20 protein-coding genes and 1 pseudogene are annotated in these 26937 nt (G+C 76.2%); 5 read left to right on the top strand and 16 right to left on the bottom strand.

From position 1 onward, the window contains the following. Nucleotides 1-76: 76 nt before the first annotated feature. Nucleotides 77-646: a hypothetical protein gene (locus LPA42_RS22075; protein WP_077939103.1), complete on the top strand. Its 570-nt coding sequence runs from the start codon at nt 77-79 to the stop codon at nt 644-646. A gap of 386 nt (nt 647-1032) precedes the next feature. Here LPA42_RS22075 and LPA42_RS22070 read toward each other — a convergent pair whose 3' ends face one another. Both LPA42_RS22070 and LPA42_RS22065 read right to left on the bottom strand, forming a co-directional pair. Further along, the gene (locus LPA42_RS22070; RefSeq protein WP_077939102.1) at nt 1033-1464 is read right to left on the bottom strand and encodes a hypothetical protein; all 432 of its coding nucleotides are present in this window, start codon (nt 1462-1464) and stop codon (nt 1033-1035) included. A gap of 117 nt (nt 1465-1581) precedes the next feature. Continuing rightward, entirely contained in the window at nt 1582-2466 is an 885-nt protein-coding gene (locus tag LPA42_RS22065; RefSeq protein WP_228986826.1) for a LysR family transcriptional regulator, read from the bottom strand. Nucleotides 2467-2568: 102 nt separating this feature from the next. On the opposite strand from LPA42_RS22065, the gene LPA42_RS22060 reads away from it, so the two are divergent. Continuing rightward, nucleotides 2569-3525, top strand: coding sequence for an FAD-dependent oxidoreductase (locus LPA42_RS22060; RefSeq protein WP_077939100.1), 957 nt, complete (start codon nt 2569-2571; stop codon nt 3523-3525). A gap of 71 nt (nt 3526-3596) precedes the next feature. Here LPA42_RS22060 and LPA42_RS22055 read toward each other — a convergent pair whose 3' ends face one another. The 3 genes from LPA42_RS22055 to LPA42_RS22045 form a co-directional block, all read right to left on the bottom strand. Beyond that, nucleotides 3597-4451 (bottom strand): hypothetical protein, encoded by an 855-nt coding sequence (locus tag LPA42_RS22055; protein ID WP_228986825.1) that lies wholly within the window; start codon nt 4449-4451, stop codon nt 3597-3599. Nucleotides 4452-4454: 3 nt separating this feature from the next. After that, complete coding sequence (locus LPA42_RS22050) at nt 4455-7013, bottom strand: FtsK/SpoIIIE domain-containing protein (protein ID WP_228986824.1); 2559 nt, start codon at nt 7011-7013, stop codon at nt 4455-4457. Nucleotides 7014-7203: 190 nt separating this feature from the next. Beyond that, nucleotides 7204-8031: an SGNH/GDSL hydrolase family protein gene (locus LPA42_RS22045; protein WP_077939099.1), complete on the bottom strand. Its 828-nt coding sequence runs from the start codon at nt 8029-8031 to the stop codon at nt 7204-7206. 196 nt (nt 8032-8227) lie between these two features. On the opposite strand from LPA42_RS22045, the gene LPA42_RS22040 reads away from it, so the two are divergent. Beyond that, on the top strand, nt 8228-9781 hold the full coding sequence (locus tag LPA42_RS22040) for a M1 family metallopeptidase (RefSeq protein ID WP_077939094.1): 1554 nt from the start codon (nt 8228-8230) through the stop codon (nt 9779-9781). Nucleotides 9782-9829: 48 nt separating this feature from the next. Here LPA42_RS22040 and LPA42_RS22035 read toward each other — a convergent pair whose 3' ends face one another. Further along, complete coding sequence (locus LPA42_RS22035; RefSeq protein ID WP_077939093.1) at nt 9830-11335, bottom strand: glutamate synthase subunit beta; 1506 nt, start codon at nt 11333-11335, stop codon at nt 9830-9832. Further along, nucleotides 11328-15992, bottom strand: a complete 4665-nt coding sequence (gene gltB / locus LPA42_RS22030) for a glutamate synthase large subunit (RefSeq protein ID WP_077939092.1) — start codon at nt 15990-15992, stop codon at nt 11328-11330. The genes LPA42_RS22035 and gltB overlap by 8 nt, the downstream gene beginning before the upstream one ends. Before the next feature lie 145 nt (nt 15993-16137). On the opposite strand from gltB, the gene LPA42_RS22025 reads away from it, so the two are divergent. Further along, nucleotides 16138-16989, top strand: a complete 852-nt coding sequence (locus tag LPA42_RS22025; RefSeq protein ID WP_077939091.1) for a GNAT family N-acetyltransferase — start codon at nt 16138-16140, stop codon at nt 16987-16989. A gap of 269 nt (nt 16990-17258) precedes the next feature. Here LPA42_RS22025 and LPA42_RS22020 read toward each other — a convergent pair whose 3' ends face one another. The 5 genes from LPA42_RS22020 to trpC all read right to left on the bottom strand — a co-directional run bounded on the left by LPA42_RS22020 (nt 17259) and on the right by trpC (nt 22728). After that, nucleotides 17259-18446 (bottom strand): NAD(P)/FAD-dependent oxidoreductase, encoded by a 1188-nt coding sequence (locus tag LPA42_RS22020; RefSeq protein WP_077939090.1) that lies wholly within the window; start codon nt 18444-18446, stop codon nt 17259-17261. Between the two features lie 15 nt (nt 18447-18461). Then, entirely contained in the window at nt 18462-19601 is a 1140-nt protein-coding gene (lgt, locus tag LPA42_RS22015) for a prolipoprotein diacylglyceryl transferase (protein ID WP_077939089.1), read from the bottom strand. A gap of 149 nt (nt 19602-19750) precedes the next feature. Next, complete coding sequence (gene trpA, locus LPA42_RS22010) at nt 19751-20554, bottom strand: tryptophan synthase subunit alpha (protein ID WP_077939088.1); 804 nt, start codon at nt 20552-20554, stop codon at nt 19751-19753. 3 nt (nt 20555-20557) lie between these two features. After that, nucleotides 20558-21793: a tryptophan synthase subunit beta gene (gene trpB, locus LPA42_RS22005; protein ID WP_077939087.1), complete on the bottom strand. Its 1236-nt coding sequence runs from the start codon at nt 21791-21793 to the stop codon at nt 20558-20560. Nucleotides 21794-21864: 71 nt separating this feature from the next. Next, nucleotides 21865-22728, bottom strand: coding sequence for an indole-3-glycerol phosphate synthase TrpC (gene trpC, locus LPA42_RS22000; protein WP_077939086.1), 864 nt, complete (start codon nt 22726-22728; stop codon nt 21865-21867). Between the two features lie 521 nt (nt 22729-23249). Here trpC and LPA42_RS21995 point away from each other — a divergent pair. Next, nucleotides 23250-23507, top strand: coding sequence for a hypothetical protein (locus tag LPA42_RS21995; RefSeq protein WP_043967379.1), 258 nt, complete (start codon nt 23250-23252; stop codon nt 23505-23507). A gap of 161 nt (nt 23508-23668) precedes the next feature. Here LPA42_RS21995 and LPA42_RS21990 read toward each other — a convergent pair whose 3' ends face one another. The 4 genes and pseudogenes from LPA42_RS21990 to LPA42_RS21975 form a co-directional block, all read right to left on the bottom strand. Then, nucleotides 23669-24277 carry a Trp biosynthesis-associated membrane protein gene (locus LPA42_RS21990; RefSeq protein WP_043967377.1) on the bottom strand — a complete coding sequence of 203 codons (609 nt, stop codon included), beginning with the start codon at nt 24275-24277 and terminating at the stop codon, nt 23669-23671. Nucleotides 24278-24323: 46 nt separating this feature from the next. Beyond that, nucleotides 24324-25877: an anthranilate synthase component I gene (locus LPA42_RS21985; protein WP_077939084.1), complete on the bottom strand. Its 1554-nt coding sequence runs from the start codon at nt 25875-25877 to the stop codon at nt 24324-24326. After that, nucleotides 25874-26308, bottom strand: a complete 435-nt coding sequence (gene hisI / locus LPA42_RS21980) for a phosphoribosyl-AMP cyclohydrolase (protein WP_043969313.1) — start codon at nt 26306-26308, stop codon at nt 25874-25876. The genes LPA42_RS21985 and hisI overlap by 4 nt, the downstream gene beginning before the upstream one ends. A gap of 204 nt (nt 26309-26512) precedes the next feature. Beyond that, nucleotides 26513-26836, bottom strand: a pseudogene (locus LPA42_RS21975) (phosphoribosyl-AMP cyclohydrolase); the annotation flags it as partial. Nucleotides 26837-26937: the final 101 nt, after the last annotated feature.

The raw sequence follows: 26937 nt of genomic DNA, 5'->3' as shown, positions 1-26937 counted from the left end.
TACTATCGACGATCTTCATCCGTTGATGGGTCAAGATTCTTCGCGATCACTGTGGACCGACACGACCGGGAGAGCCATGCGGGACAGCCTTCTCAGCACCGCCGACGAGGTGTTGGAGCGGCTCGAAGACGAGATCGCCTTCCTGGCGGAGGGCCTGGCCGGCGTGTCCGAACAGCTCACCTGCCTGACCACCGAGCTCGACGACCAGCTCGCCGAGGGCAGCCCCGAACAGGTCGGGCACACCCTCGACCGGGTCGCCGCGCTCCTGGGCGACCAGGCGCTCAGCGACCTGACGGCCCTGGCCGGGCTCGGCGCGATCCGCCACGGCCATCCCCCGCAACGGGACGACGACAGCGTCCACGCGATCCCCACGCTGCCCACCGAGGGAGTACCCGTCGCCACCGGGCGGGGCGACGCGGACGAGCGCTCGACCGACGAGCTGCGGGCCCTGGTCGCGTCCGCAGCGGACCACCTCCGGCGGCTGTCGGTCTTCGTCACCGACCGGTTCGACCTGGCCCGCGCGGCGGCGGAGCGCGGTGACGCCGACCGGGCGCTGGAGGAGCTGCGGCTGACCCGGGAGGCCGCCGGCAGCGCGCCCGTGAGCTACCAGCTCTGGCTGACCTGCCTGGCCGACCTGCCCGGCTGACCCCGCCCACCCGGGTGACGACCACCCGACCGGGACGCCCCTCGTCGTCGGTGTCGGCCACCGACCCACGAGCGGCGGCCCATGCCGACGACGTCGGGACGGGACGACCTCAGGGCGTCACGCTGCGCTGCCGCGACCGCCCGGCGGCCACACCCCGCGCAAGCCCTTTGCTCTGCACCCGGATACGCAACAGCCACGCACGGTAACCCACCAGCCCCGCCCGCACCGACTCGCTTGCGTCTATGTGTCGAGCCAGGCCACCGTGATGCGCATATGGGTGCAGAGCAAAGGGACAGCGGGAAGTCTGGCGGGGTCGCGGGGGCATCACGAAGGGTGACCTCGGGCCGGCGTCGCACACACGTCGCCGGCCACCTCACGGACGGTGGTCAGTCTGCGGCAGGCTCGGGGGCGGCGGCAACGGGTCGGACCCCCGCCGCCACGGCCCGCAGCTCCGACTCGGGCACCCGCTCCGGCTCGGCGCGCACGTCGACGGCCACCCCGGGCTCGACCAGCCGGAACGCCTCGCCGCCGCCGACGAGGCCGGTCACGTCGCCCTCGGTGAACTCGGTGAGCGGCCACGCCGCGGCGTCCCGCTCGTGATAGTCGGCGAGGAATTCACGCAGCGCGTCGAGCGTGCCCAGCCGGCTCCCGCGCAGGACGTGCACCCGCAGGTCGACCCGCCAGCCCTCCGCCACCTGCCGCTCCCACACCCGGGTGCGGAAGCGCACCCCCTCCCACTCGCTGGCGAAGTCGGACACCTCCCCGTCGACCCCCGCCGGCACGTACCCGATCATGAACCCGCCCAGGTCCTCGCTCATCGCCGCCTCCCCCTCGCCCGACCCGACCCCGCGCCGGAATCCTGGACACCTATCGTCCACAACGGACGACCACTGTCCAAGATCCCGGCGGCCACGGGACGACAAGGGGCGGCACAGTCAGCCCAGGAGCGCCACGAGGGCGTGGACGGCCGGGTTGGTGGTGAGGTGGGGCCAGGCGAGGCCGACGTCCACCGTGGGGGTCGGCGCGGTGAACCGGCGCAGCCGTACCCCCGGCACCTTCAGCGCCCGCGCGCGACCGGCGGGCACGGCCGCGATCACGTCGCCCTGCGCCACCGCGCGCAGCAACTGCTCGTCGTCGGGCTCCTGCCGGACCAGCCGGAAGCCGCCGCGCGGCCAGACCTGGGCGATGGTCCGGTCGAACATCCCGGGGCCGTTGTCGCGGGGCCACATGACGGCCGGCAGGTCCACCACCTCGGCCCGGCTGATCCGGCGGCGGCCGGTCGCCAGCGGATGCCCCGCCGGCAGGGCCAGCAGCAGCTCCTCGGTGTCGACGGTGCGGCACGCGAGCGCCGGCTCGTCGACCGGCGGGCGGACGAACGCCGCGTCGAGCCGGCCGGCGAGCAGCCCGGCGACGTTCGGCGCGGTCCAGGCGGTCTCGGCGACGACCTCCACGTCGGGATGGGCGGCGCGGAACCGGGCCACCAGGGCGTCCACCGGACCGCCGCGCGCCGACCGGGTGTACGCGAGCCGCAGCCGCCCGCCCCGGCCCCGCACCAGATCCCTGATGCGGGCGGTGCCGGCGTCAACGTCGGCGAGCAGCCGGGCGGTCTCGGCGGCCACCCGCTGCCCCACCTCGGTCAGCGTGCAGCCCCGGCTGGTGCGGTGCACCAGCGGCACGCCGAGCTGACGTTCCAGGGCGCGGATCTGCTGGCTGAGCGCCGGCTGGGCGATGTGCAGGCGGGCGGCGGCCCGGGTGAAGTGCAGCTCCTCGGCGAGCACGGCGAAGTAGCGCAGCCGGCGCAGATCCGACCAGGCGTCCATCCCCGGATCATAAGCGCCGCTTATCGCCGCCTGCCCGTTCCGTCTTGGACGCCCGCCCGGACGGCCGGCCACGATCCAAACGACGACCGGAAGGAGCGGACGATGGCGGAGCGGATGGACGTGGTGGTGGTCGGCGGCGGGATCATCGGGCTGACCGCCGCCGTGACCCTGCAGGAGCGGGGCGCGCGGGTGACCGTGCTGGCGGCGGACGACCCGGCGGACACGGTGTCGACGGTGGCCGCCGCCGTGTGGTACCCGACGCACACCGACGAGGATCCCCGGGTGCTGCGCTGGGCGAGCGAGACGCACGCGGAGCTGGGCCGCCAGGCGGGGGCGGGCGTGCCGGGGGTGGTGGCCCGGCCGACCCGGATGCTGCTGCGCCACCGCTACGGCGGCCCGCCGTGGTGGGCGGCGGCCACCGGGGACCTGGTGGCCGGGCCGGCCGAGCCGCCGTACACGGCGGTGCTGCGGTTCACCGCGCCGACGGTGGAGATGACGCCGTACCTGGGGTGGCTGGCCGGGCGGGTCACCGCCGGCGGGGGGCGGGTGCTGCGCCGCCGGGTGCGGGACCTCGCCGAGGCGTTCGACGTCGCCCCGACGGTGGTCAACGCGACCGGGCTGGCCGCCGGCCGGCTCGCCGCCGACCCCGCCGTGCACCCGGTGCGCGGGCACGTGGTGCTGGTGGCCAACCCGGGGCTGACCACCTCGGTGCGGGACGAGGACGACCCGGCCGGGATCACCTACGTGCACCCGCGCCGGCACGACGTGGTGCTCGGCGGCACGTACCAGCCGGGGGTGTGGGACACCGGGCCCGACCCGGCGACGGCGGCGGCGATCCGGCGGCGGTGCGTGGCGCTCGTGCCGGAGCTGGCCGACGCGCCGGTGCTCGGCGAGCGGATCGGATTGCGCCCGGCCCGGCACGGCGGCCCCCGGGTGGCGGTCGAGCCGGCGGGCCCCGCCGGGGGCCGGCTGGTGCACGCGTACGGGCACGGCGGCGCGGGGGTCACCCTGTCCTGGGGGTGCGCGGCCGAGGTGGCCCGCCTCGCCCTGGACGGCTGACCGGCGGCGCGACCGGCGACCCGGGACCGGCGACCGGACCGGGACTGGGACTGGGACCGGGGCTGCCGGACTCAGCCCAGCAGGCGGAACAGCACCAGGTAGCCGCAGTAGGCCAGCGGCATGAGCAGCACGCAGGTCACGAAGCCGAGCGGCACGAACCGGGGCGGCGGCCCGTCCGCGCCCAGCGCCGGCCGCCCCCACCGGCCGAGCACCAGGTAGCCGGCGACGAAGCAGAGCACGGGCAGCGCCCCGCAGGTCGCCACGTAGACGGCCCCCGGGCTGGCCACCACGCCCGCGACGCCCAGCAGCACCACCGCCAGCACGACGCCGGCCGCCGCGCACCCCGCGTACACGGCCAGGGCCCGCGCCAGCGGCGACCACGCCGGCAGCAGCGGCGGCCGCCGGCCGACGGCCTCCGTGAGGCCGATCAGCCGGTCGGTCTCGTCGGCGAGCCGCCGGGCCTCGGCCAGCTCCGTGCCCGGGTCGACGCCCCCGGCGCGGGGCGCGGGCACCCCGGCCGCCGTCGGCACCGCCACCACCGCGCCGGTCGTCGTCGCACCCTGGGGGTACGCCCCGACACCCGGCCGCCCCGGCGCGGCGGCTGCGCCGCCAGCCCCCGCCGTCCCCGGCTCCGGCGACCCACCGGCCCTGCCGCCGGACGGCCCCGCCCCGGCCGCTGCCGTCGGGGTGGCGGCCGGCGACGCGGGGCGCTCGCCCGCCGTGGGTGCCGGTTCGGCGGTGACGCCGGCGGCCCGGCCGAGCTGGTCGAGGCGGTGGGACTGGGCGTCGAGGCGTCGGGTGAGCTGGTCCAGCGTCGCGCGCAGGGCCGAGCGGCGGCGGTCGGCGGCGACGGCGTCCCGGTCGGTCTCGCGGCGCTGGTCGGCGAGCTGCCGGGCCAGGGCGGCGTACTCGGCGAAGGTGGCCACGGCTCAGCGCTCCTCGTCCTGTTCGTGCCCCGGCCCGGTGAACGGCACGATCAGCCGGGTGCGCTGGTCGTGCCGGTCCACCAGCAGCGCCCGGTCGGGGCGCGGGGTGTAGGCGAGGTCGTGCTCGCCCAGGTGCAGTCCCAGCTCCGCGCCGGGGACGTTCAGCGCGACCAGGCAGGCGACGTCGTCGCGGTGGTGCGCCCCGCCGAGGTCGTCGGCGAGCCGGCGCAGCCCCCGCCACCAGCCCAGCAGGTGCACGCCGCGGCCCGGGCCCTCGCGCAGCAGGGCGCGCAGGTCGTCCAAGCCGGAGCGGAACGTGGTCGGGTCGGTGCCGGCGAGGGCGGCCGAGGCCGCGTCCGCGCCGAAGAGCACCAGGTAGGTGCGGCCGGCGGCGGGCTGGCCGGCGGCGAGGGCGGCGATCCGGTCGCGCAGGGCGGCCGGGTCGAGCCGCTCCACCGGGTGGCCGGCGGCGGCGAGCGCGTCGGCGGTCGCGTCGACCACCGGGTCGACGGCGGCGGCCAGCCCGGCCAGCAGGAACCGGGCCCCGCCGGGGGCGTGCTGCCGGGCGAGGCCCAGCGCGGCGGCGCGCAGCACCTCCGCGCCGACGGTCGAGGTGCCGACCACGGCCAGGTGCCGGCCCGGGGTCGCGTCGAGGGTGAACGAGGCGGGGCTGTTCGCCACGTCGACGACGCGGCCCACCAGGGCGACCGGGGGCCCGACGCCGGGGCGCAGGGCGGCGAGGGCCGGGTCGTCGTCCAGCCGTGCCGGATCGTACCCCCGGAAGACGGTGGGTCCGGCGGACCCGGCCGGCCGCTCGCGCCACAGCTCGTGGCGCAGCCGGGCCAGCTCGGCGCGGGCGGCGTACGCGTCGGGGAAGCGGACCACGGTGTCGGCCCCGGCCGCCCCGGCGGCGGTGTTGAGCACGGCCGCGCCGATCGGCAGCGCGTCGGCGGCGGTGTTGAGCGCGTCCAGCACTCCCCCGCCGCCGGGCAGGGCCACCCGCAGCGGGAACTGCCCGAAGATCGCCTCGGCGCGGCCGTACAGCGACTCGATGCCGGCGGTGGACTGACTGGCCAGCACCAGGTGCACCCCGTACGAGCGGCCCTTGCGGGCCAGCTCCTCCAGCAGGTCGACGGCCTGGCGGGCGACGGCGTCGGTGCCGGCGAGCAGCACCTGGAACTCGTCGACGACCGCCACGATCCGGGGCACCGCCGCGTCGCGGGGCAGGTCGGCGAGCTTCGTGACGCCGTGCCGCTTGAGGACGGTCGCCCGCCGGTTCAGCTCCCGGCGCAGCTCCCGCAGCACGGCCAGGCCGTACTCCCGGTCGCTCTCGATGCCGACGACGCGGGCGTGCGGCAGCCAGGACGGGTCCCGCTCGGTGGGCACGAACTCGGTGAAGCTGACGCCCTCCTTGAAGTCGAGCAGCCAGAGCTGGAGCTGGTCGGGGGCGTAGCGGGCGGCCAGCCCGTAGAGGGCGTCGAGGAGGAACACGGTCTTGCCGGCGCCGGTGCGGCCGGCGACCAGCCAGTGCGGGGTGGCGTCGTCGAAGGCGACGGTGACCGGCTGCCGCCCGGCCCGGCCGACCACGGTGGACAGCCCGGCGGCGCTGGTCGCCGCCCAGCGGCGGGCCGGCAGCAGGTCGGCGAAGGCGGGCGGGGTGTCGCGGCGGGCGGCGGGGGCGAGGTGCGCGGCGAGGGCGGCCACGGTGGCCGGCGGCAGGTCGCCGTCGAGGACGACGGGGGCGGCCAGCCCGGAGCCGTCGGCGCTGAACGGGTGCCCGGGCGGGTCGCCGACGTGGGCGTACCGCTGCATCAGGCGCAGCGCGGTGGCCGCGCCCGGCGGCGGCGCGTCGGAGCCGGCGGGGCTCTGCTGGCCGGCGCCGCCGGGTGAGGCGGCGCGGTGGCCGGCGAGCAGCACGCAGACCGCGGCGGACGCCCCGGCGTGGGTGAGCGCGGCGAGCCGGGCCAGCTCGCGGGGGCCGGGCGCGGCGGCGACGACCAGCACCAGCAGCTCGCGGGCGGCGGGGTCGGCCTCCTGGGCGGCCCGGGCGTGCCGCTCGGCGGAGTCGAGCAGCGCGGCGACCTCGGCGGCGGTGGTGGCGGTCGGGGCGAGCACCCCGGCGTCGAGCAGCGGGCGCAGCGGCAGGAAGGTGGCCCCGAAGGCCACCGTGTCGATCCCGGCGACCCGGACCGTGCCGGGCGGGGCGGTGGCGAGCAGCCGCAGCACCACCGCGCGCAGCAGCTCGCCGACGCGCGGGTCCCGGGCGTCGGCGTCGACGGTGAGGTGGCAGCCGCCGCCGAGCGGGACGAGCACGGGGAAGCCGCCGTCCAGTGTGGTCGCCTCGCCGACGCGGATCGGGGCGGGCGCGCCGGTCAGCGCGGTGACCCCGGGGGCGGGGGCGGCGAGCCGCCCGCCCACGGCGGCCAGCCGGGCGACGACGTCGGCGGCGGTGGGGGCGGCCGGACCCGGCGCGCCCATCCACCGGCGGGCCCGGTCGAGCCGCTCGCGGGCCTGCCGATGGGCGGCGACCGCCTGACCGTACGCCGACGCGAGCCTGCCCACCCTCTGCTGCCCCCCACGCGCGATGGCCGTCTGATCCAGCGAACCCTAACGGACGCGCGGCAGCGTCGGACAGTCCGCCGCGGCGGCGCGCGCACCGGCCCCGCCGGGGCGGCCGGCGGGGCCGGTGACGGGCCGGCGGCGGGGCCTGAGGCGGGGCCCCCGGTCGCCGGCCGGCTGTGGTGGCGCGGGGTCAGCCGGTGACGGCGGTGAGCGCCGGCAGGTAGCCCAGCCGGTAGCCGTCGGCGTTCGGGTGGTACGCCTCGATGACGCCGGTGACGTCGCGGATCCACGGCGCGGCGGCGCAGACGCCGTGCCCGGCGAAGTAGGGGCGGGCGTCGGCGAAGGTGGCCCCGGCCGCGGCGGCCCGGCCGGCGGTGACCGAGGCGAGCAGGTCGGCGGCCTCGTTGATGATGGTGCGCTTGTAGGCGCTCATCGCCAGCGCGCCGCAGGAGGTCGTCTCGAACAGGCGCGGGTAGCCGAGCACGACGAGCCGGGCGTTGGGGGCCTTCTCGCGGATCGCGGCGTAGGTGCGGTCGAGGCGGCCGGGCAGCTCGGTGGTGGCGAACGTCCTGGCCTCGTTGACCGCGCCCTCGCAGGTGCTGGTGCTGCCGAACCGGCAGCTCGTGATGACGTCGACGAAGCCGGCGTCGTTGCCGCCGATGGTGATGGTGACCAGGGTGGTGCTGGTGCTCAGCGCGCTCACCTGCTTGTTGATGACGTCGGCGGTGACCGCGCCGCCGCAGGCGGGGAACGTGAAGCTGGCGACCTGGTGGGCGGCGGCCCAGAGCGGGGCGTACGACTTGTCGCTGCGCAGGCAGGTGGACAGGTCGTACGGCCCGGCGCCGACGCCGGACGAGTAGGAGTCGCCCAGCGCCACGTAGTTGATCGCGGCGGCGGCACGGGCGGGTTTCGCCGCCTGGGCGGCCTGGGCGACGCCGGGGGCGGCCGCCGCGCCGAGGGTCGCGGCGAGCAGGGCGGTCAGCGCGGTCAGGGCGCGGGCCAGCGGGCGGTGGGGCATGGGGAACCTCCGCGGGGGCAGGGGTGGTGGATCCTCGGAACCGCGCGCGTGGCCCAGGGGTGGTGGTTACTGGTCGGTAATGCTATCGAAACATTTCCATCGAGGGAATAGGGCGCGGACCGCCCGCGCGGGACACACCCGTTTACATCTGTCGATTAGGTTGGCCGGCGTACACCCAACGGAGGGAGTCCATCCCGTGCGACGCGTTCTCGCGGCGGCCATCGCCGCCCTGACCGTCTCCACCGCCGGCACGGTCGCGGCCGGCGCACCCGGCCACGCCGCCGCCCGATCGGGCTGGGGCCGGCCGGCCGCGGCGCCGGCCGCGCCCACCCCGGGCAGCCCCGGCATCGGCGACAGCTACTTCCCCGACTACGGCAACGGCGGGTACGACGTCGACCACTACGACGTCCGGCTGCGCTACGAGCCCGCCACCGACCAGCTCTCCGGCACCACCACGATCCTCGCCCGGGCCACCCAGGACCTCTCCCGGTTCAACCTGGACTTCGTGCTCGGCGTCCAGTCGGTGAAGGTCGACAACTACCCGGCCACCTTCGCCCGCGAGGGCGCCCACGAGCTGGTGATCACCGCGCCCCGCCCCATCGTCTCGGGCCAGTCCCTGACCATCGTGGTGCAGTACGCGGGCGTGCCGTCGCAGACCCGCGTCGACGGCTGGACCGGCTGGACGAAGACCGCCGACGGGGCGCTGGCCGTCAACGAGCCCGAGTCGGCCTGGTGGTGGTACCCGAGCAACGACCACCCCAGCGACAAGGCCACGTGGGACGTCTCCGTGTCGGTGCCGACCGGCGTCGAGGTCGTCAGCAACGGGGTGCAGCCCCGGCCGCCGCTGGCCGAGCCCGGCAACCGGACCCGCTGGGGCTGGCGCAGCGCCACGCCGGGCGCGACGTACCTGGCGTTCCTCGCCATCGGGCAGTACGACATCGTCACCGACACCGCGCCGAACGGGCAGCCGGTCGTCAACGCGTACAGCACCACGCTGGGCTCGCTCGGGCCGGCCGCGCGGGCCAGCATCGGACGCACCGCCGAGATCGTCGACTGGGAGAGCGGGATCTTCGGGCCGTACCCGTTCGAGGCGCAGGGCGGCGTCGCCGCTCCGGCCAACAGCCTCGGCTTCGCCCTGGAGACGCAGACCCGCTCGGTGTACGGGCCGGGCTTCTGGCGGCGCGGGTCGAACACCTACGTGGTCGTGCACGAGAACGCCCACCAGTGGTTCGGCGACTCGGTCTCGGTCGCGGACTGGAGCCAGATCTGGCTCAACGAGGGCTTCGCCAGCTACGCCGAGTGGCTCTGGTCGGAGGAGCAGGGCGAGGGCACCGCGCAGGAGTGGTTCGACTTCACCTACGCCAGTTACCCGGCCGATGACGAGTTCTGGCAGGTGCCGCCCGGCGACCCGGGCGCGAACAACGTCTTCGACGGCGCGGTCTACGACCGGGGCGCGATGGCCCTGCACCAGCTCCGACTGGCCGTCGGCGACGCGGCGTTCTTCCGCATCCTGCCGGAGTGGACCGCCGCCCACCGCCACGGCAACGGCACGATCGCGCAGTTCCAGGCCCTCGCCGAGCAGGTCTCGGGCAAGGACCTCGACGCCCTGTTCACGACCTGGCTGTTCACCAAGGGCCGCCCGGAGCTGACGTCGGACGCGGCGGCGGCCCGGGCCGCCGCCACCCCGGCCGCCCCGGTCAAGCCGAAGTCGTGGGCCAAGGTCCGCGAGGCCCACGAGCTGCTGCACTGACACGCCGGCGGGCCGGCACACCCGGCCCCGCCCCGCCGAGCGGGGCCGTCAGCGGGCGGCGAGGGGCTGCCGCGCCGGGTCGACCGGGGCGGGCAGCTCGCCCACCCCGCCCAGGTAGGAGTGGATCGCGGCGGCCGCCGCCCGCCCCTCGGCGATCGCCCACACGATCAGCGACGCACCCCGGTGCATGTCCCCGGCGACGAAGACGCCGTCGGCGTCGGTCTGCCAGTCCGGCCGGGCGTCGATCGCGCCCCGGGCGTTGCGGGCCACCCCGAACTGCGCCAGCAGCGGCTGCTCCTCGGTGCCCTCGAAGCCGATCGCCAGCAGCACCAGGTCCGCCGGCAGCTCCCGCTCCGAGCCGGGCACCGCCGTGACGATCCGCCGGCCGTCGCGCTTTTCGACGGTCACCTCGGCGATGCGCACGGCGCGCACCTGGCCGGTGCCGTCGTCGACGAACTCCTGCACGGCGGCGGCGAACACCCGGTCGCCGCCCTCCTCGTGCGCCGGGTAGCTGCGCAGGATCCACGGCCAGGTCGGCCACGGGTCGCGCGCGGCGTCGCGGGCGTGCGGCGGCTCGGGGTACAGGTCGAGCTGGTGTACGCCGGCCGCGCCCTGCCGGTGGGCCACGCCGAGGCAGTCCGCGGCGGTGTCGCCGCCGCCGATGATCACCACGTGCTTGCCGGCGGCGTCGATCGGGGTGTCGTCGGGCAGCACCGCGAGGGCCGGCCGGCCCTCGCCCGCGGCCGCGACGACGCGGTTCGCGGCGACCAGGTGCGCCATCGCCTGGTGCACGCCGCGCAGCGCCCGCCCCGGCGTCTCCGGGGTGTCCCGGCCCTGCAACGCGCCGCAGGCGAGCAGCACCGCGTCGTGCGCCTCGCGCAGCTGCTCGGCGGTCACGTCGACGCCGACGTTCACGCCGGTGCGGAACCGGACGCCCTCGGCCTCCAGCTGGGCCAGCCGCAGGTCGATGTGCTGCTTCTCCAGCTTGAAGTCGGGGATGCCGTAGCGGAGCAGGCCACCGATCGCGTCGTCGCGTTCGTACACCGTCACGGCGTGGCCGGCGCGGGCGAGCTGCTGGGCGGCGGCCAGGCCGGCGGGCCCGGAGCCGACCACGGCGACCGACCGGCCGGTCGGCGCCGCCGCCGGCCGCGGCGCGAGGCCACCCCGGGCCGCCGCGTCGGCGATCTCCACCTCGACCTGCTTGATGGTGACCGGCTGCCCGCCGCCGATGCCGAGCACGCACGCCGCCTCGCAGGGCGCCGGGCAGAGCCGGCCGGTGAACTCGGGGAAGTTGTTGGTGGCGTGCAGCGACTCCACCGCGGCGTCCCAGCCGCCGGTGCGGACCAGGTCGTTCCAGTCCGGGATGCGGTTGCCCAGCGGGCACCCGTCATGGCAGAACGGGATGCCGCAGTCCATGCAGCGGGTGGCCTGCTCGCGGATCAGCGCCTCGCCGGCCGGCGGGTACACCTCCCGCCAGTCGGTGATCCGCACCGGCACCGGCCGGCGCGCGGGCAGCCGCCGGTCGTAGCGCAGGAAACCGTTCGGGTCAGGCACGAGCCACCTCCTGGGCGACCACCCGCGTGGCGGGCGGCACCGGCGCGGCCGGCGCGCTCAGCGCGCTCATCACCGCGTCGTCGACGTCATGGCCGGCGGCTTCGGCGGCCCGCATGATCTCCAGCACCCGGCGGTAGTCCCGGGGCACCACCGCGGTGAACTCCTCCACCGCCTCCGGCCAGCGCTTGAGCAGCGCCTCGGCGACCGCCGAGCCGGTCTCGGCGACGTGCCGGTGCACCAGCTCGTGCAGCCGGTCGGACTCCTCGTCGCTCAGCGGCGACAGGTCGACCAGCTCGGTGTTGACCCGCCGCTCGTCGAGCCGCCACACGTACGCGGTGCCGCCGGACATGCCGGCGGCGAAGTTGCGCCCGGTCTCGCCGAGCACCACCACCGTGCCGCCGGTCATGTACTCGCAGCCGTGGTCGCCGACGCCCTCGACGACCGCCACCGCGCCCGAGTTGCGCACGGCGAACCGCTCGCCGACCCGGCCGCGCAGGAAGACCTCGCCGGCCGTGGCCCCGTACAGGATGGTGTTGCCGGCGATGATCTGGTCCTCGGCCCGCTCCCCCGACGCGGCCTCGCCGTCGACGAACGGCGCGGCGGCGTCCGGGCGGACGACGAGCCGGCCGCCGGAGAGCCCCTTGCCGACGTAGTCGTTGGCGTCGCCGTGCAGCCGCAGCGTGACCCCGGCGGGCAGGAACGCGCCGAAGGACTGCCCGGCGGTGCCGCGCAGCAGGAACTCGATGGTGTCGGCGGGCAGGCCGGCCCCGCCGAAGCGGCGGGTGACCTCGCCGCCGAGCATCGCGCCGACGCTGCGGTGCTCGTTGCGCACCGCCACCTCGACCCGCACGGGCGTGCCGTCGGTCAGTGCCGGCTGCGCGAGGGCGATCAGCTCGTTGTCCAGCGCCAGCTCCAGCCCGTGCTCCTGGGCCCGTACGCCGCGCCGGGCGGCGCCGGCCGGCAGCTCCGGCAGGTGCAGGACCCGACCGAGGTCGAGGCCGTGGGCCTTCCAGTGGTCGATGGCCGGTACGACGTCGAGCAGCTCGGTCTGCCCGATCGCCTCCTCGATCGAGCGCAGGCCCAGCTCGGCGAGGTAGCCCCGGACCTCCTCGGCGAGGAAGAGGAAGAAGTTCTCCACGAACTCCGGCTTGCCGGTGAACCGCTCGCGCAGCACCGGGTTCTGGGTGGCGATGCCGACGGGGCAGGTGTCGAGGTGGCAGACCCGCATCATCACGCAGCCCTCGACGATGAGCGGGGCGGTGGCGAAGCCGAACTCCTCCGCGCCGAGCAGCGCCGCGACCAGCACGTCCCGGCCCGTCTTGAGCTGGCCGTCGACCTGCACGGTGACCCGGTCGCGCAGCTTGTTGAGCAGCAGGGTCTGCTGCGCCTCGGCCAGGCCCAGCTCCCACGGGGTGCCGGCGTGCTTGAGCGAGTTGAGCGGGGACGCGCCGGTGCCGCCGTCGTGGCCGGAGATGAGGATGACGTCGGCCTTGAGCTTGGCCACGCCGGCCGCGACGGTGCCGACGCCGGTCTCGCTGACCAGCTTGACGTGCACCCGGGCGGCCGGGTTGACGCACTTGAGGTCGTGGACGAGCTGCGCCAGGTCCTCGATCGAGTAGATGTCGTGGTGCGGCGGCGGGGAGATCAGGCCGACGCCGGGGGTGGCGTGGCGGGTGCGGGCGATCCACGGCCACACCTTGTTGCCGGGCAGCTGGCCGCCCTCGCCGGGCTTCGCGCCCTGGGCCATCTTGATCTGGAGGTCGTCGGCGTTGACCAGGTATTCGCTGGTCACGCCGAACCGGCCGCTGGCGATCTGCTTGACCGACGAGCGGCGGGCCGGGTCGTGCAGCCGGTCGACGTCCTCGCCGCCCTCGCCGGTGTTGGACTTGCCGCCGAGGCGGTTCATGGCGATGGCCAGGGTCTCGTGCGCCTCGGCGGAGATCGACCCGTACGACATCGCGCCGGTGGCGAACCGCTTGACGATCTCGCTGGCCGGCTCGACCTCGTCCAGCGGCACGGGCGGACGGACGCCGGTGCGCAGGGTGAACAGCCCGCGCAGCGACCCGGCCTTCGCGGCCAGTTCGTCGACCTTGGCCGTGTACTGCCGGAACACGTCGTACTGACGGCTGCGGGTGGCGTGCTGGAGCAGGAAGACGGTCTCCGGGTTGAACAGGTGCAGCTCGCCCTCGCGACGCCACTGGTATTCCCCGCCGACCTCCAGCCGGTCGGTCGCCACCGCGCCCGGCGCCGGCCAGGCCAGCGAGTGCCGGGCGGCCACCTCGGCGTGCACGCCGTGCAGGTCGACCCCGCCGATCGTGCTGGGGGTGCCCCGGAAGTAGCGCTCGACGAGGCGGGCGTCCAGGCCGACGGCCTCGAACACCTGCGCCCCGCAGTACGACGACACGGTCGAGATGCCCATCTTGGACATGATCTTCAGGACGCCCTTGCCGAGCCCCTTGACGTAGTTGCGCACCGCCTTCGCCGGCTCGACGCCCGTCAGGGCGCCGGTGGCGATCATGTCCTCGACCGACTCGAAGGCCAGGTAGGGGTTGACGGCCGCCGCGCCGTAGCCGATCAGCACGGCCGCGTGGTGCACCTCGCGGCAGTCGCCGGACTCGACGACCAGCGCCACCTGGGTGCGGGTCTGCTCGCGGACGAGGTGCTGGTGCACGGCGGCGGTGAGCAGCAGCGACGGGATCGGGGCGAGGTCGGCGTTGGAGTCGCGGTCGGACAGCACCAGGATGCGTACGCCGTCCTCGATCGCCTCGGAGACGTGCCGGCAGATCTCGGTGAGCCGCGCCTTGATCCCGGCCCCGCCGTCGCGGGCCCGGTAGAGCCCGGAGACCCGCACGGCCTTGAAGCCGGGCAGGTCGCCGTCCTCGTCGATGGAGAGGATCTTGGCCAGCTCGTCGTTGTCGATCACCGGGTAGGGCAGCACGATCTGCCGGCAGCTCGCCGGGCCCGGGTCGAGCAGGTTGCCCTCCGCGCCGATCGTGTGCTGGAGGCTGGTCACCAGCTCCTCACGGATGGCGTCCAGCGGCGGGTTGGTGACCTGGGCGAAGAGCTGGTGGAAGTAGTCGTAGAGCAGCCGCGGCCGGGTCGAGAGTGGGGCGATCGGGGTGTCGGTGCCCATCGAGCCCAGCGGCTCGGCCCCGGTGCGGGCCATCGGGGCGAGCAGGATCTTCAGCTCCTCCTCGGTGTAGCCGAAGGTCTGCTGGCGGCGGCGCACCGAGTCGTGGGTGTAGACGATGTGCTCGCGCGGCGGCAGGTCGCCCAGGTCGATCAGCCCGGCGTGCAGCCACTCCGCGTACGGCTGGGCGGCGGCCAGCTCGGTCTTGATCTCGTCGTCGGAGACGATCCGGCCGGCGACGGTGTCGACCAGGAACATCCGGCCCGGCTGGAGCCGGCCCTTGGCGACCACGGTGGCCGGGTCGAGGTCGAGCACGCCCGCCTCGCTGCCGAGCACCACCAGGCCGTCGGCGGTGCGCCACCAGCGCCCCGGGCGCAGCCCGTTGCGGTCCAGCACCGCACCGACGATCTCGCCGTCGGTGAACGCGACCGACGCCGGCCCGTCCCACGGCTCCATGAGGCTCGCGTGGAACCGGTAGAAGGCGCGCTTGTCGGCGCGCATGTCGGGGTCGTTCTCCCACGCCTCGGGGATCATCATGAGCACCGCGTGCGGCAGGCTGCGCCCGGCCAGGTGCAGCAGCTCCAGGACCTCGTCGAAGTTCGCCGAGTCGGAGGCCGCCGGGGTGCAGACGGGGAACACCCGGCGGATGTTGCCGGGCAGGTTCGGGCTGCGCAGCAGCGCCTCGCGGGCCTGCATCCAGTTGCGGTTGCCGCGGATCGTGTTGATCTCGCCGTTGTGGGCGATGATCCGGTACGGGTGGGCCAGCGGCCACGACGGGAACGTGTTGGTGGAGAACCGGGAGTGCACCAGCGCGATGGCGCTGTCGACCCGCCCGTCGGTCAGGTCGGGGAAGAACTCGGGGAGCTGGTCGGGGGTGAGCATCCCCTTGAACACCATCGTCCGGCACGACAGCGACGGGAAGTAGGCCGCCACGCCCCGCTCGGCGGTCTCCCGCTCGGCCTGCTTGCGGACGCAGAACGCCACCCGGTCCAGGTCGAGGCCGGACAGCGGGGAGCCGGCCGGGCCGGCGGGGGTGTCGGTGAGCCGGCTGGCGGCCAGGAAGACCTGCCGCACCCGGGGCATCGCCGCCAGGGCGGTCTCGCCGAGGCCGCTCGGGTCGGTGGGCACGTCCCGCCAGCCGAGGACCTCGGCGCCCTCGACCAGGGCGTACTTCTCCAGGACCCGGCGGGCGCGGGCCTCGCCGTCGTCGTCGGTCGGCAGGAAGACCAGGCCGGTGGCGTACTCGCCGGCGGGCGGCAGCGGGAAGTCGACGACCTCGCGCAGGAACGCGTCCGGCACCTGGATCATGATGCCCGCGCCGTCGCCGGTGTTGTGCTCCGCGCCCCGGGCGCCCCGGTGGTCCAGCCGGAGCAGCGCGCCGAGACCGTTGGCGACGACCGAGTGGGAGCGCCGGCCGTACAGGTCCGCCACGAACGCCACCCCGCACGCGTCGTGCTCGTGCGCGGGGTCGTACAGCCCGGCCGCGGGCGGGGCCGACTGCTGGCTGAGAGGGTACGGAAAGGCCACCGGGCCTCCTGTCGTCACTCAGGTTGGATCATGGTCGGGACGACGTCGGCCCTTATGGGTCTATTGAGTCTACGTTAGGGGTAGGCGCGCAAGGCCAGTTCAGATTGATCACACTTCCAGATCCTGGGAAAGGTAGTCTCGCGCGGTGGATCACGTACGCGTTGAGACGACCGTGACGTTCGACCGGCTGGAGCGGTTCTACGACGCCGTGCCCCGCGACGTGGCCCGCGCCGAGGAGCACGGCCCCCTGGTCCTGTTCGCCCGGGAAGGGGCGGGATGGCCGTTCTACGCGCGTCCCCGCCTCGACGCCGCCGGGCCACCCTCCGTGGCCGACATCACCGCCGTGCGCCAGCGGCAGCGGGACCTCGGCCTGCCGGAGGCGTTCGAGTGGGTGCACGAGCGCAACCCGGACCTGCTCGCGGTGGCCCGCGCTGCCGGGCTGACCGTCCTGGAGGCCCCGCTGATGGTCCTCGACCCCGCCGCCCTGGCCGACCCGGGCAGCTTCACCGACGTGCCGGTGCGCCTGCTGGACGCGGCCTCCCCCGGCCTCGCCGCCGACGTGGCCGCCCGCCGGGCGGTCGCCGCCGTGGGCTTCGCCGCCGCCGGCACCGCCCGGGGCGACGCCGGCCCGGCGCAGCGGGACGCGGCGATCACCGAGCTGGACGTGGCGGCGCTGGAGGAGGAGCGGGCACGCACCGCCGACGGCCGGCGGCTGTCCGCGCTCGCCGAGGCCCCCGGCGAGGGTGCGCTGGCCAGCGGGATGGCGATGCGGGTGGGCGACACCGCCGAGATCGCCGGGGTGGCCACCCTGCCGGCCGCCCGCCGCCGGGGGCTCGCCGCGGCCGTCACCGCCACCCTCGCCCACGCGCTGCGCGCCGCCGGCACCGACCTGGTCTTCCTCTCCGCCGGCAGCGAGGACATCGCCCGCGTCTACGTGCGGGTCGGCTTCCGCCGGATCGGCACCGCCTGCATCGCCGAGCCCGCCGCGATCATCTGACGCCGCCGTCGCCGTCGCGGCGGACCGGCGGGAGGCGCCGCCGCCTGCCGGCCGGGAACGCGCGGCGCTGCCGGCCAGGGACGCGCGGCGCTGCCGGCCGGGGGCGCGCGGCGGTGTCGGCGACATCGCGGTATCAGGGCGTCGGGGATACCGCCATGTCGCCGACATGACGCCCGGGGCCGGACCCGGCCCACGCCCGGACCCAGCCGGTGCCCGGACGCGCCCGGACCCGGACCGGACCGGACCCGGCCCGGCTCGGCCCCGGGCCGTCAGGACGGGGGGCGCCACTGCGCGGCGGAGGCCGCCGCGCCGGAGAGCAGGCGGGGACTGATCGCGCCGAGGGCGGCGTCGCGCGCCCGCAGGGCGAGCCGGCCCCGGGCCTGGAGCACCGCCGACATCCGGCGGGTCTGCCGCACCACCGTCGCCGCGCGGGGGCGGCGCAGCCGGTCGTACGCGACCACGGCGTCCGGCAGGCGCGACTCGCGCAGCAGCGAGGCGAGGGTGGCGGCGTCCTCGAAGGCGAGGCAGGCGCCCTGGCCGAGGTGCGGGGGCATGGCGTGCGCGGCGTCGCCGAGCAGCACCACCCCGCCCGGCCCGGCCGGGAAGCCGTAGGAGCGGGGCAGCGGGCGCAGCTCGCGGATCTCCTGCTGCACCAGGTCGGCCGGGTCGGTGGCGTCGAGCAGCTCGCCGACCGGCGTGGGCCAGCCGGCGTACCAGCGGCGCAGCAGGGTGAGCTGGGTCTCCGGCGGCTCCGGGCGGGGCGCGCCCGCGGCGGTGGCCACCCAGTAGATGCCGCCCCGGCTCGACGCGCCCGACGAGCCGCGCTCGCCCAGCGAGGCGGCCACGAAGCGGTACCCGGCGCCCAGCGTCTCCCCGCCGACGGGCTGGTCGGCCGGCAGCCGGGGCGCCCGGTACCAGGGGATCACCGCCCGCCAGGCGGCGCAGCCGGAGCTGACCACCCGGGACTCGGGGGCCAACTGCCGGCGGATCTCGCTGTCGGTGCCGTCGGCCGCGACGATCAGGTCGGCCTCGAAGCGCTGCCGGCCGTCGCCGACCGACGGGCGCTGGCCCGGCTCGGCCCGCACCGTGCGCACCGACACGCCGGTGCGCAGCTCCACCCGCTCGCCGAGGCCGGCGATCAGGGCGTCGTGCAGGTCCTCCCGGTGCACCACCACGGGCAGCCGGTCAGCCGGGGTGGGGCGGGGCTGCACCAGCCACTGCCCGTCGGGGCGGCGCACGCCGCCGTCGGGCAGCGGCGTGGCGATCGCGTCGAGCCCCGCGCCGAGGTCGAGGGCGCGCAGCGCGCGTACCCCGTTGGGCCAGAGCACGACGGCCGTCGGGTCCGGGCGGACCCGGTCGGCGCGCTCCAGGAGGGTGACCTGCCAGCCGGACCGGGCCAGCGCGCCGGCGACCGCCAGGCCGCCGATCCCGGCGCCGACCACCACCGCGGTACGCATGCCGACCCCTCCCGCTCAGCTCTCGCGGTCGGCGGCGCGGGTGCCGGTGGCCCCGGCCGCCTCGTCGTCCGTCTCGTCGGCTCCGTCTTCGTCCCGATCGGCGTCGCCCGCCGCGTCGGGGCCGGCCGCGGCCGGGTCGTCGGGGACGACCCCGGTCTCCCGGTACGCGCGGAACTGCTCCTCGCTCACCACCCGGTAGCCCTCCGGGGCGGCGGCCCGCGCGCCGGCCTCCCGCTCGGACAGGTCGAGCTGGGACACGTCGCCCCCGGTCGGGGCCGGCTCCGGGGCGGGGCCGCCCACCGGGACGAGGTATTCGCGGGGCCCGCGCACCCGCAGGAAGTAGACCAGTGCCCCGACGAAGACCAGCGCGGCCGTCCAGACGTTGAGCCGGAGGCCGAGGATGTGGTTGGCCTCGTCGGTGCGCATCAGCTCGATCCAGAACCGGCCGGCCGTGTAGCCCATCACGTAGAGCGCGAACGCCCGCCCCCGGCCCAGCCGCAGCCGCCGGTCGAGGACGAGGACCAGGGCGGCGACGCCGACGTTCCACAGCGCCTCGTAGAGGAACGTCGGATGGTAGAGCCCCGGCAGCAGCACCGGCTCGCCGTCGACGACCTTGGCATGACCGGGGTTGCGCGGGTCCATGTCGTGCACCCGCAGCCCCCACGGCAGGGTCGTCAGGCCGCCGTAGAGCTCGTTGTTGAACCAGTTGCCGAACCGGCCGACCGCCTGCGCGAGCGGGAGCCCCGGGGCGAGCGCGTCGGCCACCACCGCGAACGGGATGCCGAGCTGGCGGGCGGCGATCCACGCGCCGAGCGCACCGCCGGCCACCGCGCCCCAGATGCCGAGGCCGCCCTCCCAGATGGCGAACGCCTTGAGCGGCTCGCCGCCCGCGCCGAAGTATTTCTCCGGCGAGGTGATCACGTGGTAGATCCGGGCGCCGATGATGCCGGTCGGCACCGCCCAGACGGCGATGTCGAGCACCGCGCCGGGGGCGACGCCGCGCTGGCGCAGCCGGCGCTCGGTGACCACGCAGGCCACCGCGATGCCGGCGATGATGCAGAGCGCGTACGCCCGCAGCGGCAGCGGGCCGAGCTGCCAGACGGCCGTGCTGGGGCTCGGCAGGGCCGCCTGGGGGATCGTGGAGACGAGGGTCACGGGTGCACACGCTACCGCCGCCCACCGCCCGACCGGCACCCCGGGCCGGGTGCAAGGAGGGGCCCCTTGTTAACGCATACGGTAGAGATGGGTCCCCTTCTCACCCCGCACGGCGCGCACGAGCGACGCCGGACGGGGGGCGGGGCGGATCAGCGCTGCGGGTGGCGGACGCCCTCGGCAAGCTCGGCGCTCAGCGCCCGCAGGGCGGTCAGGCCGGCGGCCGGGTCGGGCGCGTCGAGCAGGCAGCGGATCAGCGCGCTGCCGACGATCACGCCGTCGGCGTACCCGGCGACGGTGCCGGCCTGCGCGCCCGTGCCGACGCCGAGCCCGACGCCGACCGGCAGGTCGGTCACCTCGCGCAGCCGGGAGACCAGGATCGGCGCGGCCTCCGAGGTCTGCGACCGGGCGCCGGTGACGCCCATGATGGCGGTGGCGTAGACGAAGCCCCGGCAGTGTTCCACGGTCATCCGCAGCCGCGCGTCGGTCGACGACGGGGAGACCAGGAAGGTGCGGTCCAGCCCGTGCGCGTCCGAGGCGGCCAGCCACTCGTCGGCCTCGTCGGGGATCAGGTCGGGGGTGATCAGGCCCGTGCCGCCGGCCGCCGCGAGGTCCCGGGCGAAGGCGTCGACGCCGTACTGCTCGATGGGGTTCCAGTAGGTCATGGTGACCACCGGCGCGCCGGTGGCCGCGACGGCCTCGATGATGCGCAGCGTGTCGGCGGTGCGTACGCCGCCGGCCAGGGCGATGTCGCTGGCCTTCTGGATGACCGGGCCGTCCATCACCGGGTCGGAGTAGGGGATCTCCACCTCGATGACGTCCACGCCGGCGGAGACCATCGCCTTCATTGCGGCGATGCTGCCCTCGACGGTCGGGAAGCCGGCCGGCATGCAGCCCACCAGCACGGCCCGCCCGTCGGCCCGGGCCTTGTCGAACGCGACCCCGATGCGGCTCACGAGTCACTGCTCCTTGTCGAGGATGCCGAAGTATTCGCCGGCGGTGTGCACGTCCTTGTCGCCCCGGCCGGAGAGGTTGACCAGGATGACCGGTTCCCGGCCCAGCTCGGCGGCGAGCCCCGGGGCGATCTTGCGCGCGCCGGCGAGGGCGTGCGCGCTCTCGATCGCCGGGATGATCCCCTCGGTGCGGCAGAGCAGCTCGAACGCGGCCATCGCCTCGGCGTCGGTGACCGGCAGGTAGTTCGCCCGGCCGCTGTCGTGCAGCCACGCGTGCTCCGGCCCGACGCCCGGGTAGTCCAGGCCGGCCGAGATGGAGTGCGACTCGACGGTCTGCCCGTCGGCGTCCTGCAGCACGTAGGTGCGGGCGCCGTGCAGCACGCCGGACGTGCCGCCGGTGATGCTGGCCGCGTGCCGGTCGGTGTCCACGCCCTCCCCGCCGGCCTCGAAGCCGTAGAGCCGCACGCCCTCGTCAGGCACGAAGGCGTGGAAGATGCCCAGCGCGTTGGAACCGCCGCCGACGCAGGCCGCCACGGCGTCGGGCAGCGCGCCGGTCGCCTCCAGGCACTGCGCGCGGGCCTCGACGCCGATGCCCCGGACGAAGTCCCGGACCAGCTCGGGGAACGGGTGCGGGCCGGCGGCCGTGCCGATGAGGTAGTGCGTCTCGTCGACGTTGGCCACCCAGTCCCGCATCGCCTCGTTCATCGCGTCCTTGAGGGTGCGCGAGCCGGTGGTGACCGGGACGACCGTGGCGCCGAGCATCCGCATCCGGGCCACGTTGAGCGCCTGCCGCTGGGTGTCGACCTCGCCCATGTAGACCACGCATTCGAGGTCGAACAGGGCGGCGGCCGTCGCGGTGGCCACGCCGTGCTGGCCCGCACCGGTCTCGGCGATCACCCGCCGCTTGCCCATCCGCTTGGTCAGCAGCGCCTGGCCGAGCACGTTGCGCACCTTGTGGGCGCCGGTGTGGTTGAGGTCCTCCCGCTTGAGCAGCACCCGCGCGCCGATCTTCGCGGAGAACCGGTGGGCCGGGTAGAGCCGCGAGGGGGTGCCGGCGTAGTCGCGCAGCAGCGCGTCGAACTCGGCGCGGAACGACTCGTCGGACATCGCCTTGCGGTACGCGGCGTCCAGCTCGTCGAGCGCCGCGACGAGCGCCTCCGGGACGAACCGGCCGCCGAACCGGCCGAAGTGACCGGCGGCGTCGGGGAGCTGACCGGCCGGGGCCGGTTCGGTGGCGCTCATGGCGGTGTCCTCTCGCTGCTGACTTCTCGCCCCGGGTTGCTCAGCGCGCCGGGCGGGGCGCCCGGCACGGCTCAGCGCGCCGGGCGGGGCGTCGCCGGGTGGTTGCCGGCGTTGACCAGGGCGGCCACCGCCTCGCGGGGGCTGGAGTGGGTGACCAGGCCCTCGCCGACGAGCACGGCGTCGGCGCCGGCCGAGGCGTAGCGGATCAGGTCGTGGGGGCCACGCACGCCGGACTCAGCGATCTTGACGACGTTGCTGGGCAGGCCGGGCGCGATCCGCTCGAACACCGACCGGTCGACCTCCAGGGTACGCAGGTCGCGGGCGTTGACCCCGATCACCTGCGCGCCGGCCTCCATGGCCCGGTCGGCCTCCTCCTCGGTGTGCACCTCGACCAGCGCGCACATGCCGAGGGACTCGATCCGCTCCAGCAGCCCGACCAGCGCGTTCTGCTCCAGCGCGGCCACGATCAGCAGGACCAGGTCGGCACCGTGCGCGCGGGCCTCGTGCACCTGGTAGCTGGAGACGACGAAGTCCTTGCGTAGGACAGGGACCTTGACCGCGGCCCGGACGGCGGCCAGGTCGTCCAGCGAGCCGCCGAACCAGCGCCCCTCGGTGAGCACGCTGATGACCCGCGCACCCCCGGCGGCGTAGTCGGCGGCGAGGACGGCCGGGTCGGCGATCTCGGCGATCTGGCCCTTGGACGGCGACGAACGCTTCACCTCGGCGATCACGGCCACGCCGGGTCGGCGCAGGGCCGCGTACGCGTCCAGCGGTGGCGGCGCGGCGGCGGCGAGCTCACGGATCCGCTCCAGCGGAACCTGCTCCTGCCGCCGGGCGACGTCCTCGCGGACGCCGGCCAGGATCTCGTCGAGGACGCTTCCGGACGCCGCCGGACCGACCCCGTCCCCCTCCGCGTGCGCATGCTCAGCAGTCACCAACGGACTCCCCTCTCCGGGTGTCATGGGCCGATGCTAGGGGGCGCCACCTGGCAGCACGTGCCGGGGGTATGGCGCTCCTCACGAGATGGGCTGCGGCATAATGGCCGACTTCCGGTGAACGGTGGATCACCGAGCGCGATCTCCCGCATCGATCGCGGTGACGCCACCGCCCACCAGGCCATCGATGATCGCCCATCTTCATCGGATCATTGTCCGTCGGCGCCGCGCCGCGCGCACGCCGCCCGGTGCCCACCGGCGCGACCGGCCGGCGACCCGCACGCGCGCCGGCCGGCGACCGCGCGCACGCCGGTCGATGTTGTGACGAAGCTCAAGGCTGAACGGCCCTGCCCAGGTGGACGGATCCGGCGGACAGTTGACGTGGCGGTGACCACGGCGAAACGTGAGCCGGGCACCGTGGAGCTCGGGCAGACTCGACGAGGGGCCTGCCTGCGGCCCATCGGGCGGCCGCGGCGAGCAGCCGCCCGAGCCGTCGGAACGATCTCGCGTGGGGTGACCAGATGAGCACTGCCGGGCCCAACCCGACCATCGGACTGACCACCATCTCCCGCACCGTGGCGTCGCTGGCCGTCGGGGTGGTGCACACCCTGGAGCGGGCCGTCGTGGGCGACGCCCGGGTGCGCACCGCGCGCGGCAACGCCTGGGAGGCCGTCTGCGCCGACCGGGCCCGCGCCCACCAGCGCGCCGAGCTGGACCGCCTGGTGGCCGAGCTGGCCGCCGCCCGCGCCGCGACGCGGGACCGCCAGCCGGTCGGCTGACCCCGGCCGCCGGGCCGGCCCCGGCCGCGAGGCCGCCGGCCAGTCGTTTCGCCGGCCAGTCGGTTCGCCGGCCAGTCGTTTCGCCGGCCAGTCGGTTCGCCGGCCGGCCGGTTCGACAGTGGGCCCTCGCCCTCGCGCCCGACGCGGACGGCGTTCGCCGGTCAGTCGGCCGTCGGGTCCTCGCCCCGGTCCAGCGCGTCCCACGCCTCGGTGGTGCGCCGCCCGGTCACCGGGCCGGCCGCGGCCTCCGCCGGGGCGGGGCCCGCGCCGCGCCGACCCGGGCGCTCGTAACGCGCCCCCATCGCCGGCCAGCCCGCGCCGCGCAGCGCGACGAGGCCGCCGCCGAGGGCGGCGAGCAGGCCGCCGACCAGGCAGAACGCCGGCCACTGCCGGCTCACCGTGCCGTCGAACGCGGCCACCAGGCCGTAGCCGCCGCCGACCGCGACGGCCGCCCCGAGCGCCAGCAGCAGGACGCCGACCAGCCGACGCGGCAGCCCCCTGGTGGCCAGCACCGCGCCGCCCCCGGCCAGCCCGACCACCGCGAGCGCGGGCAGCCAGGGCAGCAGCCCCGCCCCGGTGCGGGCCGCGCGCACCGGGGGCAGCGGCGCCGGCCGGGCGGCCAGCTCCACCGCCCACGTCCGGGTCGACGCCCACAGCGCCAGGCCCGCGCCGGCCAGGCAGAGCAGCACCGCGTACGTCAGCTCACGGCGCGCCCGCGCGGCCGGCGCGCCGGCCCCGGAGGTCTCCCGGTCGGTCGCCGGCCCGGTCACCGCGGCCACCCGCCGCCCGGCGCCACGACGCGCCGCCCCGCCGCGCTCATCGGGCGGGCCGCAGCGTCTCGGCGGCGGCGATGGCGGCGAGCACGGCGGCGGCCTTGTCGCGGGTCTCCCGGTCCTCGGCGGCCGGGTCGGAGTCGGCCACCACCCCCGCTCCGGCCTGCACGTACGCGCGGCCGTCGCGGATCAGCGCGGTGCGGATGGCGATCGCCATGTCCAGGTCCCCGCCGAAGCCGAAGTAGCCGACCGTGCCGCCGTAGAGGCCGCGCCGGACCGGCTCCAGCTCCTCGATGATCTCCATGGCCCGGACCTTCGGCGCGCCGGACAGGGTGCCGGCCGGGAAGGTCGCGGCCAGCGCGTCGAACGCCGTCTGCTCCGGGCGCAACTCCCCGACCACGGTCGAGACGATGTGCATGACGTGGCTGTACCGCTCGATGGTGGCGAACTCCGGCACCTGGACGGTGCCCGGGCGGCAGACCCGGCCCAGGTCGTTGCGGCCCAGGTCGACCAGCATGACGTGCTCGGAGCGCTCCTTCGGGTCGGCGAGCAGCTCGGCGGCGAGCCGGGCGTCGGCGTCCGGCGTGGCGCCGCGCGGGCGGGTGCCGGCGATCGGGTGCAGCAGCGCGCGGCGGCGGCCGTCGGGGCCGGCGTTGACCTTCAGGTGCGCCTCGGGCGACGAGCCGACCACGTCGAAGCCGTCGAAGCGCAGCAGGTACATGTACGGGCTCGGGTTGGTGGTGCGCAGCACCCGGTAGACGTCCAGCGGGTCGGCGTCGGTGGGCCGCTCGAAGCGCTGGGCCAGCACGATCTGGAAGCACTCCCCGGCCCGGATCGCCTCCTTGGCCGCCTCGACGGCCTTCGGGTAGCCGCCCGCGTCGGTGCGGCTGACCACGTCGCCCACGGCCGGCCGGTCGACCGTGGAGATCATCGGCGGGATGGGCCGGGACAGCGCCGTGGTCATCGCGTCCAGCCGGCCGACCGCGTGGTGGTAGGCGGCGGCGACCAGGGCGTCCCGGCCCGGCTCGTCGGCCGGCGGGAGTACCGCGTTGGCGATGAGGATCGCCGAGCCGTCGTAGTGGTCGAGGACCACCAGGTCGGTGGCGAGCATCATGCCCAGCTCGGGCAGGCCGAGGTCGTCCTCGGTCAGCTCGGGCAGCCGCTCGAAGCGACGGACCAGGTCGTACCCGAGGTAGCCGACCATGCCGCCGGTCAGCGGCGGCATGCCGCTGGCCGGGTCCCAGGCCGGGCCGGCGAGGGCCTCGACGGTCTCGCGCAGCACCTTGACCGGGTCGCCGCCGGAGGGCAGCCCGGCCGGCGGCTGGCCGGTCCAGCCCGCCACGCCGTCGCGCTCGGTGAGGGTGGCGCTGCTGCGCACCCCGATGAACGAGTATCGCGACCAGGCCATCCCCGCCGAGCCGGCCCCCTGCTCGGCGGACTCCAGCAGGAACGTGCCGGGGCCGCCGGCCAGCTTGCGGTAGACGCCCACCGGGGTCTCCGCGTCGGCGAGCAGCCGCCGGGTGACCGGGACGACCCGCCAGCGGGCCGCCAGGTCGGCGAAGGTGACCTGGTCGGGGCTGACGACGCCGTCGGTCATGCCTGCCCCCCGGTGGTGGTGACCGGCAGCTCGGTGAAGAAGCAGGTGCGCTCGCCGGTGTGGCAGGCCGCGCCGACCTGGTCGACGCTGACCAGCAGCGCGTCGCCGTCGCAGTCCAGCGCGACCGAGCGGACGTGCTGGAGGTGGCCGGAGGTGGCCCCCTTGACCCAGTATTCCTGCCGGCTGCGCGACCAGTAGGTGGCCAGGCCGGTGGTGAGGGTGCGGTGCAGCGCCTCGTCGTCCATCCAGGCGACCATCAGCACCTCGCCCGTGTCGTGCTGGCGCACCACGGCGGCCACCAGACCGTCGGGGGTGCGGCGCAGCCGCGCGGCGACGGCCGGGTCGAGCCGGGACGGGCGGGCCGGGCCGGGCGTCGCCGCCGGGGTCCTGGGGGCGTTGGCGCCGGTCACCGGCGCGTCAGGTACGGGCACAGTCAGCCATTCTCCCGCACGCGGCGACGGCACCGGCGACGGCTCCCGCCGGGCACCCGGCGCCGGCTCGGGCACGCGGGCCCGCGCCGGTACGGGCCCGCCGGTGAGCTGCGCGAGGTAGCGGTCCAGCCGCCCGTCGGACAGGGCCTCGGCGAGGTCCGTGCCGGCGACGGCGGCGATCTCCTCGGCGTACGGGCGGACCAGCGGGACGGTGCCGGTGACCAGCCGCCCGGCGGCGGCCCAGAGCTGCCCGACGGAGCCGGGGCGCACGCCGAGGCAGAGCAGCATGTCGTCGCGGTATCCGGGCGGGGCGACCGGCAGGTCGAGGGCGGCGGCGAACGCCGCCCGGCGGGACACCACCCGTACCGACGGGTTGGCCAGCCGCAGCACGGACGGGCAGAGCCGGGCCAGGTCGGCGGCGGCCAGCCGGACGCCGAGGTGGTCACCCCGGGCCCGGGCCCCGGCGACCTTACCGAGCGTGGCGATCAGTTCCTCCAGCCGGGGCTCGTCGGCGGGCTGGCAGAGCACCGGCAGGTCGATGCGGGCACGCCACCGTTCGTCGGCCCAGAGCAGCCGGATCGGCGCGGTGACCGGCAGCCCGAACGCCCACTCGGCCGGCTGGGCGAGCC

Source organism: Micromonospora sp. DH13 (genome assembly GCF_020873825.1).
GTDB lineage: Bacteria > Actinomycetota > Actinomycetes > Mycobacteriales > Micromonosporaceae > Micromonospora > Micromonospora haikouensis.
This window is presented reverse-complemented; position numbering and strand designations above follow the sequence as displayed.